Raw genomic sequence first — 17,968 nt, forward strand, 5'->3', positions numbered from 1 at the left:
TCCAGCATCGGCAGGTCGAGGCCGTTGTCGCGGGCGCACTGCTTGGCAATATCGTACCCGGCATCCGCGTGGCGCATCACCCCGGTGCCCGGGTCGTTGCGCAGCACCCGGCCCAGGCGCGCGTGGGCTTCGTCCGTGCCGTCGGCGACGATCACTACCCCGGCATGCTGTGAATAGCCCATGCCCACGCCTCCGCCGTGGTGCAACGAGACCCAGGTCGCGCCGCCGGCGGTATTGAGCAGGGCGTTGAGCAGCGGCCAGTCGGAGACGGCGTCGCTGCCGTCCATCATCGCCTCGGTCTCGCGGTTGGGGCTGGCCACCGAGCCGGAGTCCAGGTGGTCGCGGCCGATGACGATGGGTGCCTTGAGCTCTCCTTTTGCAACCATCTCGTTGAAGGCCTGGCCCAGGCGGGCGCGATCCTTCAGGCCGACCCAGCAGATCCGCGCCGGCAGGCCCTGTAAGGCGATCCGCTCCCGGGCCATGTCGAGCCAGTTGTGCAGGTGCGGGTCGTCCGGGATCAGCTCCTTGACCTTCTGGTCGGTCTTGTAGATGTCCTCCGGGTCGCCGGAGAGCGCCACCCAGCGGAACGGGCCGATGCCCTGGCAGAACAGCGGGCGGATATAGGCCGGTACGAAGCCGGGGAAGTCGAAGGCGTTCTCCACGCCCTCTTCCTGGGCCATCTGGCGGATATTGTTGCCGTAGTCGAAGGTCGGCACGCCCATGGCCTGGAAGTCGAGCATGGCACGCACATGCACCGCCATGGACTGCTTGGCGGCCTTGGTCACCGCCTCGGGTTCGGTCTTGCCCCGGGCCACGTATTCGTCCCAGCTCCAGCCCGACGGCAGGTAGCCATGCAGCGGGTCGTGGGCGCTGGTCTGGTCGGTGACCATGTCCGGGCGCACGCCACGCTTCACCAGCTCGGGCAGCACGTCGGCGGCGTTGGCGCACAGGCCGATGGAAACCGCCTTGCCCTCGGCGGTGTAGCGCTCGAGGCGCGCCAGGGCGTCGTCCAGGTCGCTGGCCTGCTCGTCCAGGTAACGGGTGCGCAGGCGGAAATCGATGCTGGTCTGCTGGCACTCGATATTCAGCGAACAGGCCCCGGCCAGGGTCGCGGCCAGGGGTTGGGCGCCGCCCATGCCGCCGAGGCCGGCGGTGAGGATCCAGCGCCCGGCCAACTTTCCGTCGTAGTGCTGGCGCCCGGCCTCGACGAAGGTCTCGTAGGTACCCTGGACGATGCCCTGGGAACCGATGTAGATCCATGAGCCGGCGGTCATCTGGCCGTACATCATCAGGCCCTGCTTATCCAGCTCGTTGAAGTGCTCCCAGTTGGCCCAGGCCGGTACCAGGTTGGAGTTGGCGATGAGCACCCGCGGGGCGTCCCTGTGGGTCTCGAACACGCCCACCGGCTTGCCCGACTGGATCAGCAGCGACTGGTTGTCCTCCAGGCGCTTGAGGGTCTCGACGATGGCGTCGAAGCACTGCCAGTCCCGGGCGGCACGACCGATGCCGCCGTAGACCACCAGGTCCTCGGGGCGCTCTGCCACGTCCGGGTGAAGGTTGTTCATCAGCATGCGCATGGGGGCTTCGGTGAGCCAGCTCTTGCAGCTGAGTTCAGTCCCGGTGGGGGCGGCGATCCGGCGGCTGGGATCGTGACGGGGGTCGGTTGTGGGGGCCTGGTGGCTGTTCATTGTCGTCTCCTGTCTATTGTCGTGACTTTTCGTGTCTCTTGGGTCTGATGCCTGGCCTTATGCCCTCAGGCCGGATCAGGGTGCGAGCGTCAGTTGATGGATCAGCCGCGCTGCCGCCTTGGCGGTGCGGCCGTCGATATCGAAGCCTGGGTTCAGTTCGGCCAGGTCGACCAAGGCCAGCTTGTGGCTATCGCGTACGCGCACGGCCAGGCGCTCCAGCAGGGGCAGCGATACACCATGGGCGGCGGGGGCGCTGACACCGGGGGCTTCGCTTGCCGGCAGCACGTCCATGTCGATGGTCAGGTAGATCCGGTCGCAGTCGGCGATAAAGGCGTCGAGTTCGTCGCCGATGCCATCGAGGCTTGCCGCGGTGATCTCGTGATCCTCGCGCACCAGCACGCCGAACTCGGTGGCGCGCTCGAACAGGGCCGCGGTGTTATTGGCCCTGCTCACGCCGAGGCAGGCGTAGCGGAACGGCCAGCCGCGGCGCTCGCATTCGTCGGCGATCTGGGCGAAGGGCGTGCCCGAGGAGCCGCGCTGGCCTGGGGTGAGAAGCGGGTTGCGAAGATCGAAGTGCGCGTCGAGGTTGATGATGCCGATGACCGGCGCCTTCTTGCCGGACGCCGCGTTTTCCAGGTGACGAGCCAGGCCCGACCAGCTGCCATAGGCCACTTCATGACCGCCACCGAGCACCACCGGCAGATGACCGGCGTCGAGCAGCGCGGCGGCCCTCCCGGCGAGCCGCGACTGAGCGCTTTCCATGCCGTCGTCGCTGCCATGGGGGTGGCAGACCACATCGCCGGCATCGAAGGCGGACGCACCATGGTGCCAGGCCAGGTTGGCCAGCGCCTTGCGTATGGCGCGGGGGCCGCCAGCGGCGCCGATGCGCCCGTGGTTGCGCGCCACTCCGGCGTCACAGGCGAAGCCGAGCAGGGCGATGCCGGCAGGAGCGTTCGCCGCCCGGTTGCCGGCGGGCAGGGGTTCGATCACCTGATGCCAGCGCAGGCTGTTCGGCTCCGGGTCCTCACGCCCTGCCCAGGGCGACATATCGATCCACTCAGACATGGCGGCGTTCTCCTTCGTCTCGTTCCGGTTCACTGACGCTACCCGCGAACACCCGCTGGCGCAGGCGGCCGGGCTGTATGGCATAGGCGAGGGCGGCGGGGGTGTCGGCGTGCCACAGGCAGAGGTCGGCCGGGGCGCCTTCCTCGATTCGACCAAGCCGCTCTTCATGAAACCCTAGGGCCCGGGCGCCATGGGCGGTCATGCCGGCCAGCGCCTCCCGTGGCGTCAGCCGGAACAGGGTGCAGGCGAAATTGAGCATCAGGGTGGGGTTGAAGATCGGCGAGCTGCCCGGGTTGGCATCGGTGGCCACCGCCATTGGCACTCCGGCGGCCCTCAACGCCTCGATGGGGGGCAGCCGGGTCTCCCTCAGGGTGTGGAAGGCGCCGGGCAGCAGCACGGCGACACTGCCGGCCTCGCGCAGGGCTTCCACACCGGCTTCGTCGAGAAATTCGATATGGTCGGCGGAGAGTGCCCCGAAGCGCGCCGCGGCGGCACTGCCACCCAGGTTGGAGAGCTGCTCCGCATGGGCCTTGATCGACAGGCCGTGGGCCTTGGCGGCCTGGAACACCCGTTCGCACTGGGGGACCGAGAAGGCGATCTTCTCGCAGAACACGTCCACCGCGTCGGCCAATCCTTCGGTGGCGGCGGCAGGGATCATCTCGTTGCATACCAGGCTGATATAGCCGTCGCTGTCGTCCCTGAATTCCGGGGGCAGGGCATGGGCGCCAAGCAGGGTGGTGACCACCCGCACCGGCAGCTCCTGGCCCAGGCGACGTGCCACCCGCAGCATCTTGAGTTCGTCGGCAACGGTGAGGCCGTAGCCGGACTTGATCTCCACGGTGGTGACGCCGTCCCGCATCAGCGCCTCCAGCCTCGGCCGGGCGGCTTCGAACAGCTCGGCTTCGGTGGCTGCCCGGGTGGCGTTCACCGTGCTGAGGATGCCGCCGCCGGCTCGCGCGATCTCCTCGTAGCTGGCGCCTTCCAGGCGCTGCTCGAATTCATCGGCTCGAGAGCCGCCGAATACCAGATGGGTGTGGCAATCGACCAGGCCAGGGGTCATCACACCGCCGCGGGCCATCTCCTCACAGCCGGCTGCGGTGGCCTCGTCGAATTCGGTCATCGGCACGACACGACCGATACGGTCGCCTTCGACCATGACCGCCATCGGCTCGGGCAGGGTGTCGAGGCCATCGAAGAGGATGACGTCTCGCCAGAGTTTGCGCTTCTGCGGGGTGCCGGTCATGGGGCCTCCTGCTGATGATGGTCGATGTAATGTATATACATTTAAACGATGGCCGTCCTCGCGTCAAGTATGGCGGCGCCATTCCGGGGTGTTGCCGGTGTTCGGCGTAAGATTCCTCCTTGCGTTATTTATCTATCTATTTGTTAGATAACAATAATAATGGATTGTCGTCCTCGTGATTCTATTGGCATCCGTCAAGGCTACGACGAAAGTATAGGCGTGATTCCGCGGGTTGTCCTGGCTGGGCGATTCATCTTATTGTATATACATTAATGACAGGCCGTATCGACACCCGACCGGCACCGTGGCGTGTCACGACATTCCGACGACAACAAGAGGAGGGGATTCCATGACGATCCCTCAGCAGACGGCACAGAGTCGCCGTCGACCATCGCTGATGACCGTACTCAAGCTGTTCATACCCAGTGCGCTGGGTATCCTGATCTTCTTCGTGCCGGTGACCATCGGCGAACGAACGACCATCCTGCTGGACCACATGGTCACCGGGGCGCGTACCCTGTTGGGGGACTTCAGCGGTTTCTATGCCCTGGCGCTGATCGTTGCCGGTGCCGCCTACCCCCTGGCCAAGGGCTACTGGAATCGTAGCCTCACCGAGCGCATCTTCACGCTGCTCAAGCTGGCCGGGGTGGCCGCGGCACTGATGGCCATGACCGGCTGGGGGCCTGGCTTCCTGCATGAGCCCGACATGCTGCCGTTCCTGTTCGAGCGGCTGGTGATTCCCGTCGGGCTGATCGTGCCCATCGGTGCCGTCTTCCTGGCGCTGTTGATCAGCTATGGCCTGCTGGAGCTGATCGGTGTGCTGGTGCAGCCGGTGATGCGGCCGATCTGGCGCACTCCCGGGCGCTCGGCCATCGATGCCGTGGCATCCTTCGTCGGTAGCTACTCCATCGGCCTGCTGATTACCAACCGGGTCTACCAGGCGGGGCAGTACTCGGCCCGGGAAGCGGCGATCATCGCTACCGGCTTCTCCACGGTCTCGGCCACCTTCATGATCATCGTGGCGCGTACCCTCGACCTGATGAGCGTGTGGAATCTCTACTTCTGGTTGACGCTCTTGATCACCTTCATCGTCACGGCGATCACCGTGCGCCTGCCGCCCCTGCGTGGCATGGACAATAGCAAGACCGATGGTGAACCGGAGTCGATACCGGGCAAGCGGCTCTCTACGGCCTGGCATACCGGCCTCGCCGTTGCCGAAAAGGCTCCCAGCCTGGCCAGGAGCGTGTCGATCAACGTGCGAGAAGGCCTGGTGATGGCGATCAGCATCTTGCCGTCGATCATGTCGGTGGGGCTGTTGGGCCTGCTGCTGGCCAAGTACACGCCGCTGTTCGAGTGGCTGGGCTGGCTGTTCTATCCCTTCGTGGCCATCTGGGGACTGGACGATGCCGCGGCACTCTCCCAGGCGGCGGCCTCGGGCCTGGCAGAGATGTTCCTGCCCGCGCTGCTGATGGCGGAAGCCGATTTCGTGGCGCGCTTCGCCGCCGGGGTGGTTTCGGTCTCGGGCGTGCTGTTCTTCTCCGCCTCGATTCCCTGCATCCTTTCCACCAGCATTCCGCTCTCGGTGGGGCGCATCGTGGTGATCTGGTTCATTCGCGTGGCGCTGAGCCTGCTGCTCGCCGTGCCGGCGGGCTACCTGGTTCAGGCGCTGGCTGGCTGAGCCGCCCTGCGAGTCCCCACGAGCGCCGCCGGGCCGGGGGAACGGCCGGGCGGCGCCCGGAACGTGGCTACCGAGGCCACCGCTCGAGAAGCACCGTCGTTGTCGTCGTTTAGCGTGCGGTCTACGGCGGGTCTGCCGATATACTGGGCTATGATTCAAGGACGACAGTTCGAGAGCCCGCGAGTGACGCCATGCAATGTCACCATTGCGGCTGGAACAACCGGGACGGGGTCGCTTGCTGCGACAGGTGCGGTGTTGCATTGACGCATATCATGGGGTCGGTGGAGGAGTTCGTTGGCCGCAAGGGTGAGCTTGCCGCCATCGATGAGGCATTGGCGCAATGTGCTACCGGGCAGGGCGGGCTCCTGCTGCTCAGTGGTGACCCGGGCATCGGCAAGACCCGTACCGCGCAGGAACTCGCCACGCGGGCCGAGCAGCAAGGGCTGAGGGTGCTGTGGGGGCGTTGCTACGAGGAACCGGGCGCACCGCTGTACTGGCCCTGGTTGCAGCTGCTGCGCGGCTGGCTGGGGGAGGCCGATTCGGCCCTGTCGGGTGAAATTCCGGGCAGCGATGCCGGAGTGATCGCCGAACTACTACCGGAACTCAGGCAGCGCCTGCCTGACCTGGTAGAGCCGCCGCCCATCGATGATCCGGCCCAGGCCCGCTTTCGGCTGCTCGATACCCTCACGCGATTCTGGCAACGGGCCTCACGGGACCAGCCTCTGGTCCTGATTCTGGACGATCTTCACTGGGCCGATACCGCCTCGCTCAAGCTGCTGGAATTCCTGGCCCGGGAGATCGCGGCCAGCCCTCTGCTGCTGCTCGGCAGCTTCCGTGACATCGAGCTGAGCCGTCAGCATCCACTCTCCGATACCCTCGGTGAACTGTCCCGTCTGCCTCACTGCCGGCGCCTACCGCTGAGCGGCATGTCGCGCGATGAAACCGAACTGTTCCTTGTCTCGCTGGCCGGGGCCCTCCCGCTGTCCGTCGTATCGACAGCGATATACCAGCACAGCGAAGGCAATCCGCTGTTCATGCGTGAGCTGTCCCGCCACCTGCTGCAGGAGGGTCTGCCTCCGGACGGGGTGGTGCCACGTATCCCGGCGGGCATCCACGAGATCATCGGACAGCGTTTGAATCGGCTGTCGCGCGATTGCAACCGCTTGCTGGGCATGGCCGCGGTGATCGGCCGGCGCTTCGAACTCGAACTGCTGGCCGGCCTGGCACTGCCGGAAACCGAGTTACTGGATATCCTGGACGAGGCGCTGGAGGCTCACATCGTCGAGGAGCTCCCTCAGCCGGGGCGTTTCCAGTTCAGTCATGCACTGATCCGCGAAACCCTGTACGAGGAGCTGTCGACCACCCGACGAATGCGCCTGCACCAGCGGGTCGGCGAGCGGCTGGAGGCGTTGCACCACCAGGACCTGCCTGCCTGCCTGCCTCAGCTGGCCCACCACTTCGCCCAGGCGGCGGCCATCGGCACGGCCGGGCAGGCCATCGACTATGCCGAACGCGCCGGCGCCCGGGCCGATACGCTGCTGGCCTACGAGGAGGCGGTGCATTTCTACCATCTGGCCCTGCAACTGCAGGAGCAGTACCTGCCACAGGACAGCGAGCGCGGCTGCCGCTTGTTGCTGGCCCTGGCGGAAGCCCGCAACCGGGCCGGCGGGCGTGCCGATGGATCCCTGAACATCTTCGTGCAGGCCGCCGAACTGGCTCGACACGCGGGCCCAACCGCCGAGTGGGCCGTCGCCATGCTGGCCCGGGCCGCACTCGGCTACGAGAGCGTCGGCTGGCGGATCGGTCGTCACGGCGAACAGGCGGTAGCCCTGCTGGAGGAAGCTCTGGCGGCCCTGGACCCATCGGCGGAGCGTTTGCGGGCCGAGCTGCTGGCGGCGCTGTGTCGGGCCAATATCTACTGCGACCGGCCCCAGGCCGCCCATGCGGCTCTCCAACAGGCGACCCGGCTGGCGCGCCGGCTGGGTGATCCACTCACTCTGTTCGAGGCACTCAGCGCCATCGTTCCGGCACGCTCGTGGCCGGAGCACCTGGATGAGCGCCTGGCCGCAGCACGCGAGGCGCTGGAGCTGGTGCATCAGGCGGGGCACCCGGAATGGGCGGTCGGTGACATGACCGGCTGGTACATCGGGGATCTGATGGAATACGGGGATATCGACAGCGCCCGGGCCGTGCTCGACCTGCACCAGCGGGTGGCCAATGCCTGGCGACAGCCGTTTCTGCAGGCCGTCGGCCTGAGTGCCCAGGCCATGTTGACCACTCACCGGGGGCGCTTCGCCGAGGCCGAGCAGCAAGCGCGGGAAAACCTGATCGTGGGCCGACGCTTTTCCCCGGACCATGCCGAGGGAGTGTTCGGCATGCAGATGTTTACCTTGCGCCGGGAGCAGGGCCGGCTGGGCGAGCTCCAGCCGGTGCTAAGCCATTTCGTGCGGAATACTCCCGAGGCGGCGGCATGGCGACCGGGACTGGCCGTGCTGTATGCCGACCTGGAGCTGATGGAGGAGGCGCGTATCGAGTTCAAGTACCTCATGACCGATGAGCTCAAGGCCGTGTCCCGCGATGCCATGTGGTCGACCAGTATCACCTACCTGGCAGAAGTGTGTGCCCGTCTCGACGAGGCCGGGCATGCCGCCACCCTGTACCGCTATCTGCTGCCCTATGTCGGCCGCAACATCGTCTCCGGCGCCCATACCGCCTGCTACGGTTCGGCAGACCGGTTTCTCGGCATGCTGGCCGTCACCCTGAAGCAGTGGGACACCGCCGAGCGTCATTTCCAGACCGCACTGGCCATGGATGAACGCACCGAGGGATGGCCCTGGCTGGCCCACGATCGATACCACTACGCCCGGTTGCTGGCGCAACGCAAGCAGCCCGAACCGGCGCGGGCACTGGTGGAAGCGGCGTTGCTGACCGCCCGCGAACTCGGTATGGGGGAGTTGGCACGGCGCTGTGACGCGTTACGGGAAACACTCTCGACCCGACCGGTCTATCCGGACGGATTGAGCCGGCGAGAAGTGCAGGTATTGCAATTGCTCGCTGCCGGTCGGAGTAACCGTGAGGTAGCCGAGCGACTCTTTCTCAGCCCGAATACCGTCGCCAATCATGTGCGAAACATCCTGGCCAAGACCCACACCGCCAACCGCACCGAGGCGGCGGCCTATGCTATCCGGCATGGCCTGGTCGAAGAGTAGGCTCGGCTTCTCTCAGACATAAGCCTCAGGGTTTATCTGGTCGACCTCGACGATCACATCGGCCGGCACCCCGGCTCGTCGGGCCGCCTCGCGAATGGCCTCGGGATCCGTGGCTTCATAGAGGCAGTAGGTCTTCTTCTTGTCGGCGCTGAGGAAGGAGAACAACCAGTGCACGCTGATCTCCTGATTGATCTCGGTGACTTCCCTTACCGAGTCGGTGGTGAATTCGAGCTGTTCGGCAAAATTCCGCTCGATAAGAAAGAGGGGCATAAGTTATTCCTCCCTGCGGTCAGGTAAAGCACGAATGGTCATTTCACTATAGGTCCACCGGTGAGCGGGGAACATGCAGCATTTGCCGCGATATCCGTGTGAGCGTGCGTCATGGCTCGAGTCGATGGCCAACCCTGACCATTCGAGATTTTGTGCTTGGGGCCGGAAAATGATCCGTTCTGTCGATGTTGCGAAGTCGGGCGCCCCCTAGGCTTGTTTTACGCGTCCATTGCAGGCGTGTGAACAAGCCTTAGGAGAATAATGCCATGAAAACTATTACTGTCATCTGTGCCATGGTTACCGCTTTGGTACTTGCCTTCGGAGTGGCCGCCGAGCAGATATTGAAGCCCATCCATGCCTATCGACTGGGAGGTGATGATCAACACGCGGTGATGTATTACGCCGAGAGAGGTGGTGGCTATGAAGTCGTCACCACCTGGGTGGGTGAAGAGGAGGTTCTGATGCGCCATATCGCCTACCTCGAGCCCGGCCAGCGCTATACCCTGTCCCTGATCGAGCGTGGTCTGCCGGTGCAGTTCACCGTCCGAAATGATGCCGGCTCGGTGGTCATGGTGGGCGAGCCGGAGGCGCCGGCCTATGCACAGCGGTGCAGTGGGAACGAGGATGCCTATCCGACCCCGCTACAGCGCCTGGTCCTCTGTCCGCGTGGCCAACGGATAGACAGTGCCGATCAAGCGCCTCAGCTTACTGCCGGTGGGCCAGGAAGCACAGGAAGCGTGGCCATCAGTGAATGATCGCCTCAGGACTCTTCAGCGACATACCCGGCCTTCCGAAGGCCGGGTATGTCGCTGTCACCGTGTTGCGATAGTCAATTTTGACTATTTCCTGATCGGGTGTCGTCTCGAAAATAGTCAGCTCTGCCGATGTGGTTTCCGATATGGCGCTCTAGACTCACCCTGTAATCAATGCTCGATCGATGGGATCGAAGGGGGAGTGTCATGTGCCGGTTGTTCTCTTTTCCGATAGTGACTGCCGCACTAGTGCTGGCAGGATCATCATCTGCCGTTATTGCCGAGCAGACCTCCACAGTGGAGGTCAATGGCGTCACCCTTCACTATATCGATGAGGGAGAAGGCAGGCCCGTCGTGTTCGTGCCTGCGGCGATTGTCGATCACCGGGCCTGGGAACCGTACCGCGAGGCCATCGCCCGCGAGCACCGCTTCATCGCCTATACCCAGCGCTATTTCGGCACCGAGCCCTGGCCGGACGACGGCGAGCAGTTCTCCAGCGAGACCCATGCCGCCGATCTGGCAGCGTTCATCCAGGCGCTGGATGCCGGGCCGGTCTATCTGGTCAGTTGGTCGTACAGCGGTCAGATCACCCCGCAGGTGGCGCTGGAGTACCCGGAACTGGTGCGCGGCATGGTGCACTATGAACCGCATGTCCCCTCGCTGGTCGCCGAGTTGCCGGAGGAACGCCAGGCCGCCATCGAAGAGGAGGGCAACAAGTACGGCCCCGCCATGGAGGCCCTGGAGGCCGGCGATGCGGAGCAGGCCACCAAGCTGTTTATCGAGGCCGTGTTCCAGCGGTCGCCGGGCGGTTTCGAGCAGGAACCCGAGTACATGCGCACCATCTGGCTGGACAACGCCCGCACGGTACCGCTCCAGATGAGCATGACGCCACCTGCCATCAGCTGCGAGGATCTGGCATCCATCGAGCAGCCCACCCTGGTCCTGAGGGGGGAGCATGCCGACGTCTACTATGAATCGGTCGCCGACACCATGGCACAGTGCCAGCCCCAGGCCGAGGTACAGGTGATTCCCGGCGTCAATCACGATGGGACATTCAATGCCGTCGAGGACTTTACGGCCGCCATTCTCGATTTTCTGGCCGAGCATTGAGAGGAGGGCACTGCCATGAGTACCGATACCGCACGGGATACCTTCCAGGCTGCCTTGCGCGGCGCATTGCTCCAGGCCGGGGATCCCGACTACGAGTCGGCCCGCCGGCTCTACAACGGCATGATCGACAAGCGCCCGCGGCTGATCGCCCGTTGCGGAAATGTGGCCGACGTGATCCGTGCGGTCCACTTCGCCCGCGAGCAGGGGCTGCCCCTGGCGGTGCGCGGCGGCGGCCACAACGGTGCCGGGCTGGGCGGCTGCGACGACGGCCTGGTGATCGATCTCTCGGCCCTGCGGGGGATTCGCATCGATCCCGCCATGCGCACCGCCCGGGTCGAGGGGGGCTGCACCTGGGGCGATGTGGATCACGCCACCCACGCCTTCGGCCTGGCCACGGTCAGCGGCATCATCTCCACCACCGGGGTGGGGGGGCTCACCCTGGGCGGTGGCCACGGCCATCTGAGCCGCCGGTACGGGCTGACCATCGACAATCTGCTGGAGGCCGACCTGGTGCTGGCCGACGGGCGCTTCGTCACCGTGAGCGAGACCCAGCATCCGGCGCTGTTCTGGGCCATCCGCGGCGGCGGCGGCAACTTCGGCGTGGCGACCTCGTTCCTGTTCCAGCTGCATCCGGTGAACATCGTGAACGCCGGCCCGACGCTGTGGGAGCTGGAGCACTCGGCCGCCGTGCTGCGCTGGTACCGCGACTTCATCGCCGCCGCGCCCGAGTCGCTGAACGGCTTCTTCGCTTTACTGAGCGTGCCGCCGGCACCGCCGTTCCCCGAACATCTGCACAATAAACGGATGTGCGGCATCGTCTGGTGCCATACCGGGCCCGAGGAGGAGGCCGAACGACTCCTGGCGGCCGTCCATGAGCCCGCCGCTCCGGCCCTGCACGGCGTTCAGCCGATGCCCTATCCAATGCTGCAGAGTGCCTTCGATGGCCTCTATCAACCTGGATTGCAGTGGTACTGGCGCGGCGATTTCGTCACCGAGCTCAGCGATGCGGCCATCGAGCGTCATGTCGAATATGCGGAGGTTCCGACCCCACTGTCGACGATGCACCTGTACCCGGTCGACGGTGCCGTGCACAGGGTCGGGCGTCATGACACCGCGTTCAGCCACCGTGAGGCGAGGTGGTCGCAGGTCATCGTCGGCGTCGATCCCGATCCCGCCAATCGAGACAGGATCACCCGCTGGACCAAGGACTACTGGGACGCCTTGCACCCCTATTCCGCCGGCGGCGGCTATGTGAACTTCATCATGAACGACGAGGGCGAGGAGCGGGTCAGGGCCACCTACCGCGATAACTACGCGCGGCTGGCGCGCATCAAGGCCGAGTACGATCCCGGCAACCTGTTCCGGGGCAATCACAACATCCCGCCGGCCGGCTAGCGGGCGCCGGCCGTAGCGCTTGCTGGGCGGTGCTCGATCAGGGGGCTCCACCGGCCGAGGTCGGCCTGCGCCGTCAGGTTGGTCAGCGTCGCTCAGGACGCACCGACGAGCGCAGCTTGTAGCGTTCGCCGGGGTGGATCAGCCGGGCGTAGCTGATCAGATGGTCGCCGGACCAGGTGCGGCGAATCATGCTCAGGCAGGGGCGGGTCGTGTCGGTGTCCAGATGGCGTGCGGTGGCCTCATCCACCAGCACCGCCTCGACCACGTGTTCGATATCGCTGATCGGACAGGCCGCCACCAGCACCTCGTTGGGGGTGTGACACGTGAAGTCGGTATCGAGATAGTCCGGCACCCAGCGAGGATTGACGTAGCGGTTCTCGAGCTGGATCGGCACGCCATTCTCGCAATGCACGATCAGGGTGTGAAAGACCCGTGTGCCCAGGCGTACGCCGAGGCGCAGCGCGACTTCGTCATCGGCTTCAATCGCTTCGCTGCACAGCACCTCGTTACTGTAGCCGTGACCGCGGCTGCGCACCTCCTCGGCGATATTGTGTACCTCCACCAGTGACGACTCCGCCTTGCGGTCGGTGACAAAGGTGCCGAGCCCCGGTTGGCGAATCAGGTAGCCCTGCTGTACCAGGTCGCGTATTGCCTTGTTGGCGGTCATCCGGCTGACACCGAAGTCGCGTGCCAATTGCTCCTCGGGGGGGATCTGATGGTGCGCCGGCCATATGCCGCCGTTGATCTTCTCCAGCAGGTGCTGCTGGATCTGCAGGTAGAGCGGAGGGGAACTGCCCATGGTCGGCGCCAAGTCCTATGTCGAATGAAACGGGTCGAATGAAACGGTCAGCGAACCAGGAGCAGTTTACCTGCCGGCAGCGGCGGGCACACCCCAAGGGGGGAGGAGGAGCCCAGCAGCTTAGTCATGATCGATATAAAAGGAGCTTGCTCAAAAAGGAAATATAGACAACCTTGATATAGGAAATAACCGACTGATCGGGTCAACCACATAAAAGACGCCGTGATGTTTTAGGGATAAATAATAAAGGAAGTGCGTTGCACAGTGAATGTGCACCCTGTCGCGCTGCGTCTCCCCTGACTGAGTGAGGAGGGCATGCCATGCAGCGCCTCTATTTTCTTTCCCCTGACCTGGATACCACCGTCAATATCGCCCATGAGCTGAGCGACCTGGGCCTGACCAGCAAGGAAGTTCATGTCACCGGCCGTAACTGGCTGAAGCTCAAGGAGCGTGGCGTCAACAGTGCGACGTTGCTTCAGACCTCGGATGTGGGCCACGCCGCGGTGCGTGGCGCGCTGTTCGGTGTTCCTCTGGGGTGTGCGCTCGGCGTAGTGGCCTACTACGTGCTGGGCGAAGGCTTTACCAATATGGGTATCGCCGCCCTGATCGTGGGAATGGGCATCTTTGGTGGCCTGTTCGGCGTCTGGACCAGCACCATGGTCGGCGTGTCGGTGCACGACGTGAAGGTGGACAAGTACGAGGACGAGATCGAGCACGGTGCCTACCTGATGATGGTGGACGTCCCCAACGAGCGTGAGTCGAGTATCTACTCCGTGATTCACCGCCATCACCCCGAGGTCATCATCGACAAGGTCACACCGGAAGAGCGCCGGCACCATTGCGGGACCGGCGTATAGGGCAAGGGGCGGGGAAGGAGGTAGGCCATGGCAATTGCGGTTGCGGTCATCGTGCTGGCGATGGGGTCTGTGCTGTTCTTCTTCGTCAGCCCCTGGTACCTCACCCCGCTGGCCTCCAACTGGGGGACGATCGACGATACCATCCAGATCACCCTGTGGGTCACCGGTGCGGTATTCCTGGCGGTTAACCTGTTCCTGGCCTATGTGATCATCCGCTACCGGTTCAGCAGGCGGCGGCGCTCCCAGTATGATCCCGAGAACAAGTCGCTGGAGCTGTGGCTGACCGGCCTGACCACGCTCGGCATCGCCGGCTTGCTGGCACCCGGCTTGGTGGTCTGGGCCTCCTTCGTTTCACCCCCGGAGGATGCCCACGAGGTGGAGGTGGTGGGGCAGCAGTGGCACTGGAGCTTTCGTCTTCCCGGTGAGGATGGTCGTTTCGGGGCGGCCCACAATCGCTTCATCGATGACCGGAATCCTTTCGGCATGGTCGACGACCCTGCGGGGCATGACGACATCTTGATCACCGCACCACACCTGCTGCTGCCGGTCGACCGGCCGGTGAAGATGGTGCTGCGCTCCAAGGACGTGCTGCACAACGTCAAGGTGGCCAACTTCCGCGCCAAGATGGACATGGTGCCGGGGCAGACCTCCTACTTCTGGTTCACGCCGACCGTGCTCGGGGAGTACGAGATCGTCTGCGCGCAGCTGTGCGGCATTGCCCACTTCGCCATGCGCGGGCGCATCGAGGTGGTCGAGCAGGAGACGTTCGATGCCTGGCTCGCCGACCAGCCTACCTACGCCGAGTTCGCTGCGCTTGAGCCCGGCGACCCCGAGGCGGGGGCGTCGGGGTATACCAGCTGTGCCGCTTGCCATGGCGCCGAGGGGCAGGGCAACCAGGACCTCAACGCGCCCAAGTTGGCGGGGCTTGACGCCTGGTACCTGGAACGTCAGCTCGAGCTGTTCCGCAGCGGGGCTCGCGGCACCCATGAGGACGACACCTACGGAATCCAGATGCGCCCCTTCGCCACCATGTTGCCGGATCGCCAGGCGATTGCCGACGTGGCGGCCTATATCACGACTCTGCCCGATCAGCCGCTCGAGGCTACCCTCGATGCCGGCGACCCCGAGCGCGGCGCCCGCCGCTATCGCACCTGCGCCAACTGTCATGGCCAGCAGGGTGAGGGGATTCGTGCCACCAACGGCCCACGCCTGGCGGGGATGCCGGATTGGTACCTGAGGCGGCAGCTGCAGAATTTTCGTGAGGGCGTGCGCGGTCGCCACCGGGAGGATCCCTACGGCAACCAGATGGTCGAGATGGCCCAGGTGCTGGTCGATGAGCGTGCGGTCAACGACGTGGTGGCCTATATCGCCACCTTGCCGCAACCCGCAATGACGGTAGCGGTGGTGAACGCCGGTGACGGAGAGGAGTGATCGATGGCCGACCATGGACAGCACAGCGTGCCCCACGCTCAGGCGGGCGAGTTCGACAACATGGAGCTGGTGCACCCCAGGACCTTCCTCGGCAAGTACGTGTGGAGCCAGGATGCCAAGGTGATCGCCATCCAGTATGGCATCACCGCCATCGCCATCGGGCTGGTGGCACTGGTGCTGTCGATCCTGATGCGGTTGCAGCTGGGGTTTCCCAACACCTTCTCGTTGATCGACCCGGCCAGCTACCTGCAGTACGTCACCATGCACGGCATGATCATGGTGGTCTATCTGCTTACCGCACTCTTCCTGGGCGCATTCGGCAATTACCTGATCCCCCTGATGTGCGGCGCGCGGGACATGGCCTTCCCCTACCTCAACATGCTCAGCTACTGGTTCTACCTGGCCGCGGTGCTGATCCTGATGGCCAGCTTCTTCGTGCCGGGCGGGGCCACCGGCGCCGGCTGGACGCTTTACCCACCCCAGGCGATCAGCCCCGGTACGCCCGGCATCGACGGTGGCATCCTGCTGATGCTGGCCTCGCTGTCGGTGTTCATCGCCGGCTTCACCATGGGCGGGCTCAACTACGTGGTCACGGTATTGCAGGCGCGTACCCGCGGCATGACGCTGATGCGGCTGCCGCTGACCATCTGGGGCATCTTCATGGCCACCGTGATGGCGCTGCTGGCCTTTCCGGCGCTGCTGGTGGCGATCCTGATGATGCTCTGCGACATGTTGCTGGGTACCAGCTTCTTCATGCCCGAGATGCTCAACCTCGGCGAGCACTCCATCCATGAGGGCGGCAGCCCCTTGCTCTATCAGCACCTGTTCTGGTTCTTTGGTCATCCCGAGGTGTATATCGTCGCGCTGCCGGCCTTCGGCATCGTCTCCGACATCCTCGCCACCCACGCGCGCAAGAACATCTTCGGCTACCGCATGATGGTGTGGGCGATCATCATCATCGCCGTGCTCAGCTTCGTGGTCTGGGCCCACCACATGTTCATCAGCGGCATGAACCCTTACTTTGGCTTCCTGTTCGCCACCACCACCCTGATCATCGCGGTGCCCACGGCGATCAAGGTCTACAACTGGGTGCTGACGCTGTGGCGCGGCAACATCCGCATGACGGTGCCGATGCTGTTCGCCATCGGCTTCATCTTCACCTTCGTCAACGGTGGGCTCAGCGGCCTGTTCCTGGGCAACGTCACCGTCGACGTACCGCTGGCGGATACCTACTTCGTGGTCGGCCATTTCCATATGGTGATGGCGGTGGCACCGGTGCTGGTGGTGTTCGGGGCGATGTACCACTGGTACCCCAAGATCACCGGCCGCATGCTCGACGACACCCTGGGCAAGATCCACTTCTGGGTCACCTTCCTCGGCACCTATGCGATCTTCTACCCCATGCACTTCATGGGCTTCGCCGGCGTGCCGCGCCGCTACTACGGCTATGGCGAAACGGGATACATTGCCGACTCGATGCAGGCCCTCAACGCCTTCATGAGCGTGGCGGCGATTATCGTTGCCCTGGTGCAGCTGGTGTTCTTCTACAACCTGGTGCGCAGCTACTTCCGCGGCCGCGAGGCCGGACCCAATCCCTGGCAGGCGACCACCCTGGAGTGGCAGACCGAACACACCCCGCCGCGCCACGGCAACTTCGGAGCCGAGCTGCCGGTGGTCTATCGCTGGGCCTATGACTACAGCGTGCCCGGTGCCAAGCAGGATTATCTCCCGCAGAACATGGCCCCCGAGGAGGTCGAGCGGACCGATTCGACAAGCGACACCCGGGGGAGGCGGACGTCATGACCGTGACCCTGGTTTTCATTGCCATGATGATGGCCATCTTCGGCGGTTGGTTGTTCAGCCATTCGATCAACGTGCGGCCATGGGAAGCACAGCCCGCGGGGAAGAGCAGCCGTCAAATGCCGGTGGGGGTTACCGCATCCCGGGTGGGGCTAGGGGTGTTTCTGGCGGTGGCCACCTCGCTGTTTGCGCTGACCATCAGCGCCTATCTGATGCGCCACGACATGGGCCACGACTGGCAGCCGCTGGCGGTGCCCGGCCTGCTGTGGTGGAACAGCGCCTGCCTGGTGCTGGGCAGCGTGGCGCTGCAGGCGGCCTGGCAGGCTGCGCGCCGGGAAGATGCGCGGCGTCTGCGGCGTGGATTGCTGATGGGCGGTGGTTTCACCATTGCCTTCATCCTGGGCCAGGCGCTGGCCTGGTGGCAGCTGCAGGTCGCCGGTGTCTATCTCGCCGCCAACCCGGCCAATGCGTTCTTCTTCCTGCTCACGGCGCTGCACGCCTTGCATCTCCTGGGTGGCCTGTTCGCCTGGTCCCGCAGCCTGTTCCAGCTGCAGCAGGGCGCGACGCCCCGGGCGGTGCTGCCAAGCATCGAGCTATGCGCGCTGTATTGGCATTTCCTGCTGGTGGTGTGGGGCATTCTGTTTGCCCTGCTGCTGATGACATGAGGGCAT

Annotated in this window: 14 protein-coding genes; 9 read left to right on the forward strand and 5 right to left on the reverse strand. The window is 64.7% G+C overall.

What is annotated here, in order from left to right:
- The 3 genes from hutU to hutI all read right to left on the reverse strand — a co-directional run.
- Window positions 1-1,688: urocanate hydratase (gene hutU / locus LY622_RS02045; RefSeq protein WP_234289369.1), on the reverse strand; the 1,688-nt coding region annotated here is incomplete at its 3' end.
- Between the two features lie 75 nt (window positions 1,689-1,763).
- Window positions 1,764-2,753: a formimidoylglutamase gene (gene hutG, locus LY622_RS02050; RefSeq protein ID WP_234289370.1), complete on the reverse strand. Its 990-nt coding sequence runs from the start codon at window positions 2,751-2,753 to the stop codon at window positions 1,764-1,766.
- Window positions 2,746-3,996, reverse strand: coding sequence for an imidazolonepropionase (hutI, locus tag LY622_RS02055; protein ID WP_234289371.1), 1,251 nt, complete (start codon window positions 3,994-3,996; stop codon window positions 2,746-2,748). Before hutI ends, hutG begins: the two co-directional genes overlap by 8 nt.
- 349 nt (window positions 3,997-4,345) lie before the next feature.
- On the opposite strand from hutI, the gene LY622_RS02060 reads away from it, so the two are divergent.
- Both LY622_RS02060 and LY622_RS02065 read left to right on the forward strand, forming a co-directional pair.
- Entirely contained in the window at window positions 4,346-5,674 is a 1,329-nt protein-coding gene (locus tag LY622_RS02060; protein WP_234289372.1) for a YjiH family protein, read from the forward strand.
- A gap of 260 nt (window positions 5,675-5,934) precedes the next feature.
- Window positions 5,935-8,883 carry a helix-turn-helix transcriptional regulator gene (locus LY622_RS02065; RefSeq protein WP_234289373.1) on the forward strand — a complete coding sequence of 983 codons (2,949 nt, stop codon included), beginning with the start codon at window positions 5,935-5,937 and terminating at the stop codon, window positions 8,881-8,883.
- Window positions 8,884-8,895: 12 nt separating this feature from the next.
- On the opposite strand, the gene LY622_RS02070 is transcribed toward LY622_RS02065, so the two are convergent.
- Window positions 8,896-9,153, reverse strand: a complete 258-nt coding sequence (locus LY622_RS02070; protein WP_234289374.1) for a DUF4242 domain-containing protein — start codon at window positions 9,151-9,153, stop codon at window positions 8,896-8,898.
- A gap of 266 nt (window positions 9,154-9,419) precedes the next feature.
- On the opposite strand from LY622_RS02070, the gene LY622_RS02075 reads away from it, so the two are divergent.
- The 3 genes from LY622_RS02075 to LY622_RS02085 all read left to right on the forward strand — a co-directional run bounded on the left by LY622_RS02075 (window position 9,420) and on the right by LY622_RS02085 (window position 12,410).
- Window positions 9,420-9,908, forward strand: coding sequence for a hypothetical protein (locus LY622_RS02075; RefSeq protein WP_234289375.1), 489 nt, complete (start codon window positions 9,420-9,422; stop codon window positions 9,906-9,908).
- 204 nt (window positions 9,909-10,112) lie between these two features.
- Window positions 10,113-11,015, forward strand: a complete 903-nt coding sequence (locus LY622_RS02080; RefSeq protein ID WP_234289376.1) for an alpha/beta fold hydrolase — start codon at window positions 10,113-10,115, stop codon at window positions 11,013-11,015.
- A gap of 15 nt (window positions 11,016-11,030) precedes the next feature.
- A complete protein-coding gene (locus tag LY622_RS02085; RefSeq protein WP_234289377.1) occupies window positions 11,031-12,410 on the forward strand; it encodes an FAD-binding oxidoreductase in 1,380 nt (459 codons plus the stop codon).
- A gap of 82 nt (window positions 12,411-12,492) precedes the next feature.
- Here the strand turns inward: LY622_RS02085 and hutC are convergent, their stop codons facing one another.
- Window positions 12,493-13,209, reverse strand: coding sequence for a histidine utilization transcriptional repressor HutC (gene hutC, locus LY622_RS02090; protein ID WP_234289378.1), 717 nt, complete (start codon window positions 13,207-13,209; stop codon window positions 12,493-12,495).
- A 320-nt stretch (window positions 13,210-13,529) separates the two neighbouring features.
- Here hutC and LY622_RS02095 point away from each other — a divergent pair, with 320 nt between their 5' ends.
- Genes LY622_RS02095 through LY622_RS02110 form a run of 4 tightly spaced genes read left to right on the forward strand, consistent with a single transcriptional unit; the run spans window position 13,530 to window position 17,962 of the window.
- Window positions 13,530-14,066 (forward strand): DUF1269 domain-containing protein, encoded by a 537-nt coding sequence (locus LY622_RS02095; protein ID WP_234289379.1) that lies wholly within the window; start codon window positions 13,530-13,532, stop codon window positions 14,064-14,066.
- 27 nt (window positions 14,067-14,093) lie between these two features.
- The gene (locus LY622_RS02100) at window positions 14,094-15,497 is read left to right on the forward strand and encodes a c-type cytochrome (protein ID WP_234289380.1); all 1,404 of its coding nucleotides are present in this window, start codon (window positions 14,094-14,096) and stop codon (window positions 15,495-15,497) included.
- 3 nt (window positions 15,498-15,500) lie between these two features.
- Window positions 15,501-17,300: a cytochrome c oxidase subunit I gene (locus LY622_RS02105; RefSeq protein WP_234289381.1), complete on the forward strand. Its 1,800-nt coding sequence runs from the start codon at window positions 15,501-15,503 to the stop codon at window positions 17,298-17,300.
- Window positions 17,297-17,962, forward strand: a complete 666-nt coding sequence (locus LY622_RS02110; protein WP_234289382.1) for a cytochrome c oxidase subunit 3 — start codon at window positions 17,297-17,299, stop codon at window positions 17,960-17,962. Before LY622_RS02105 ends, LY622_RS02110 begins: the two co-directional genes overlap by 4 nt.
- Window positions 17,963-17,968 lie beyond the last annotated feature (6 nt).

It is taken from the genome of Halomonas alkalisoli (assembly GCF_021412585.1).
GTDB lineage: Bacteria > Pseudomonadota > Gammaproteobacteria > Pseudomonadales > Halomonadaceae > Halomonas > Halomonas alkalisoli.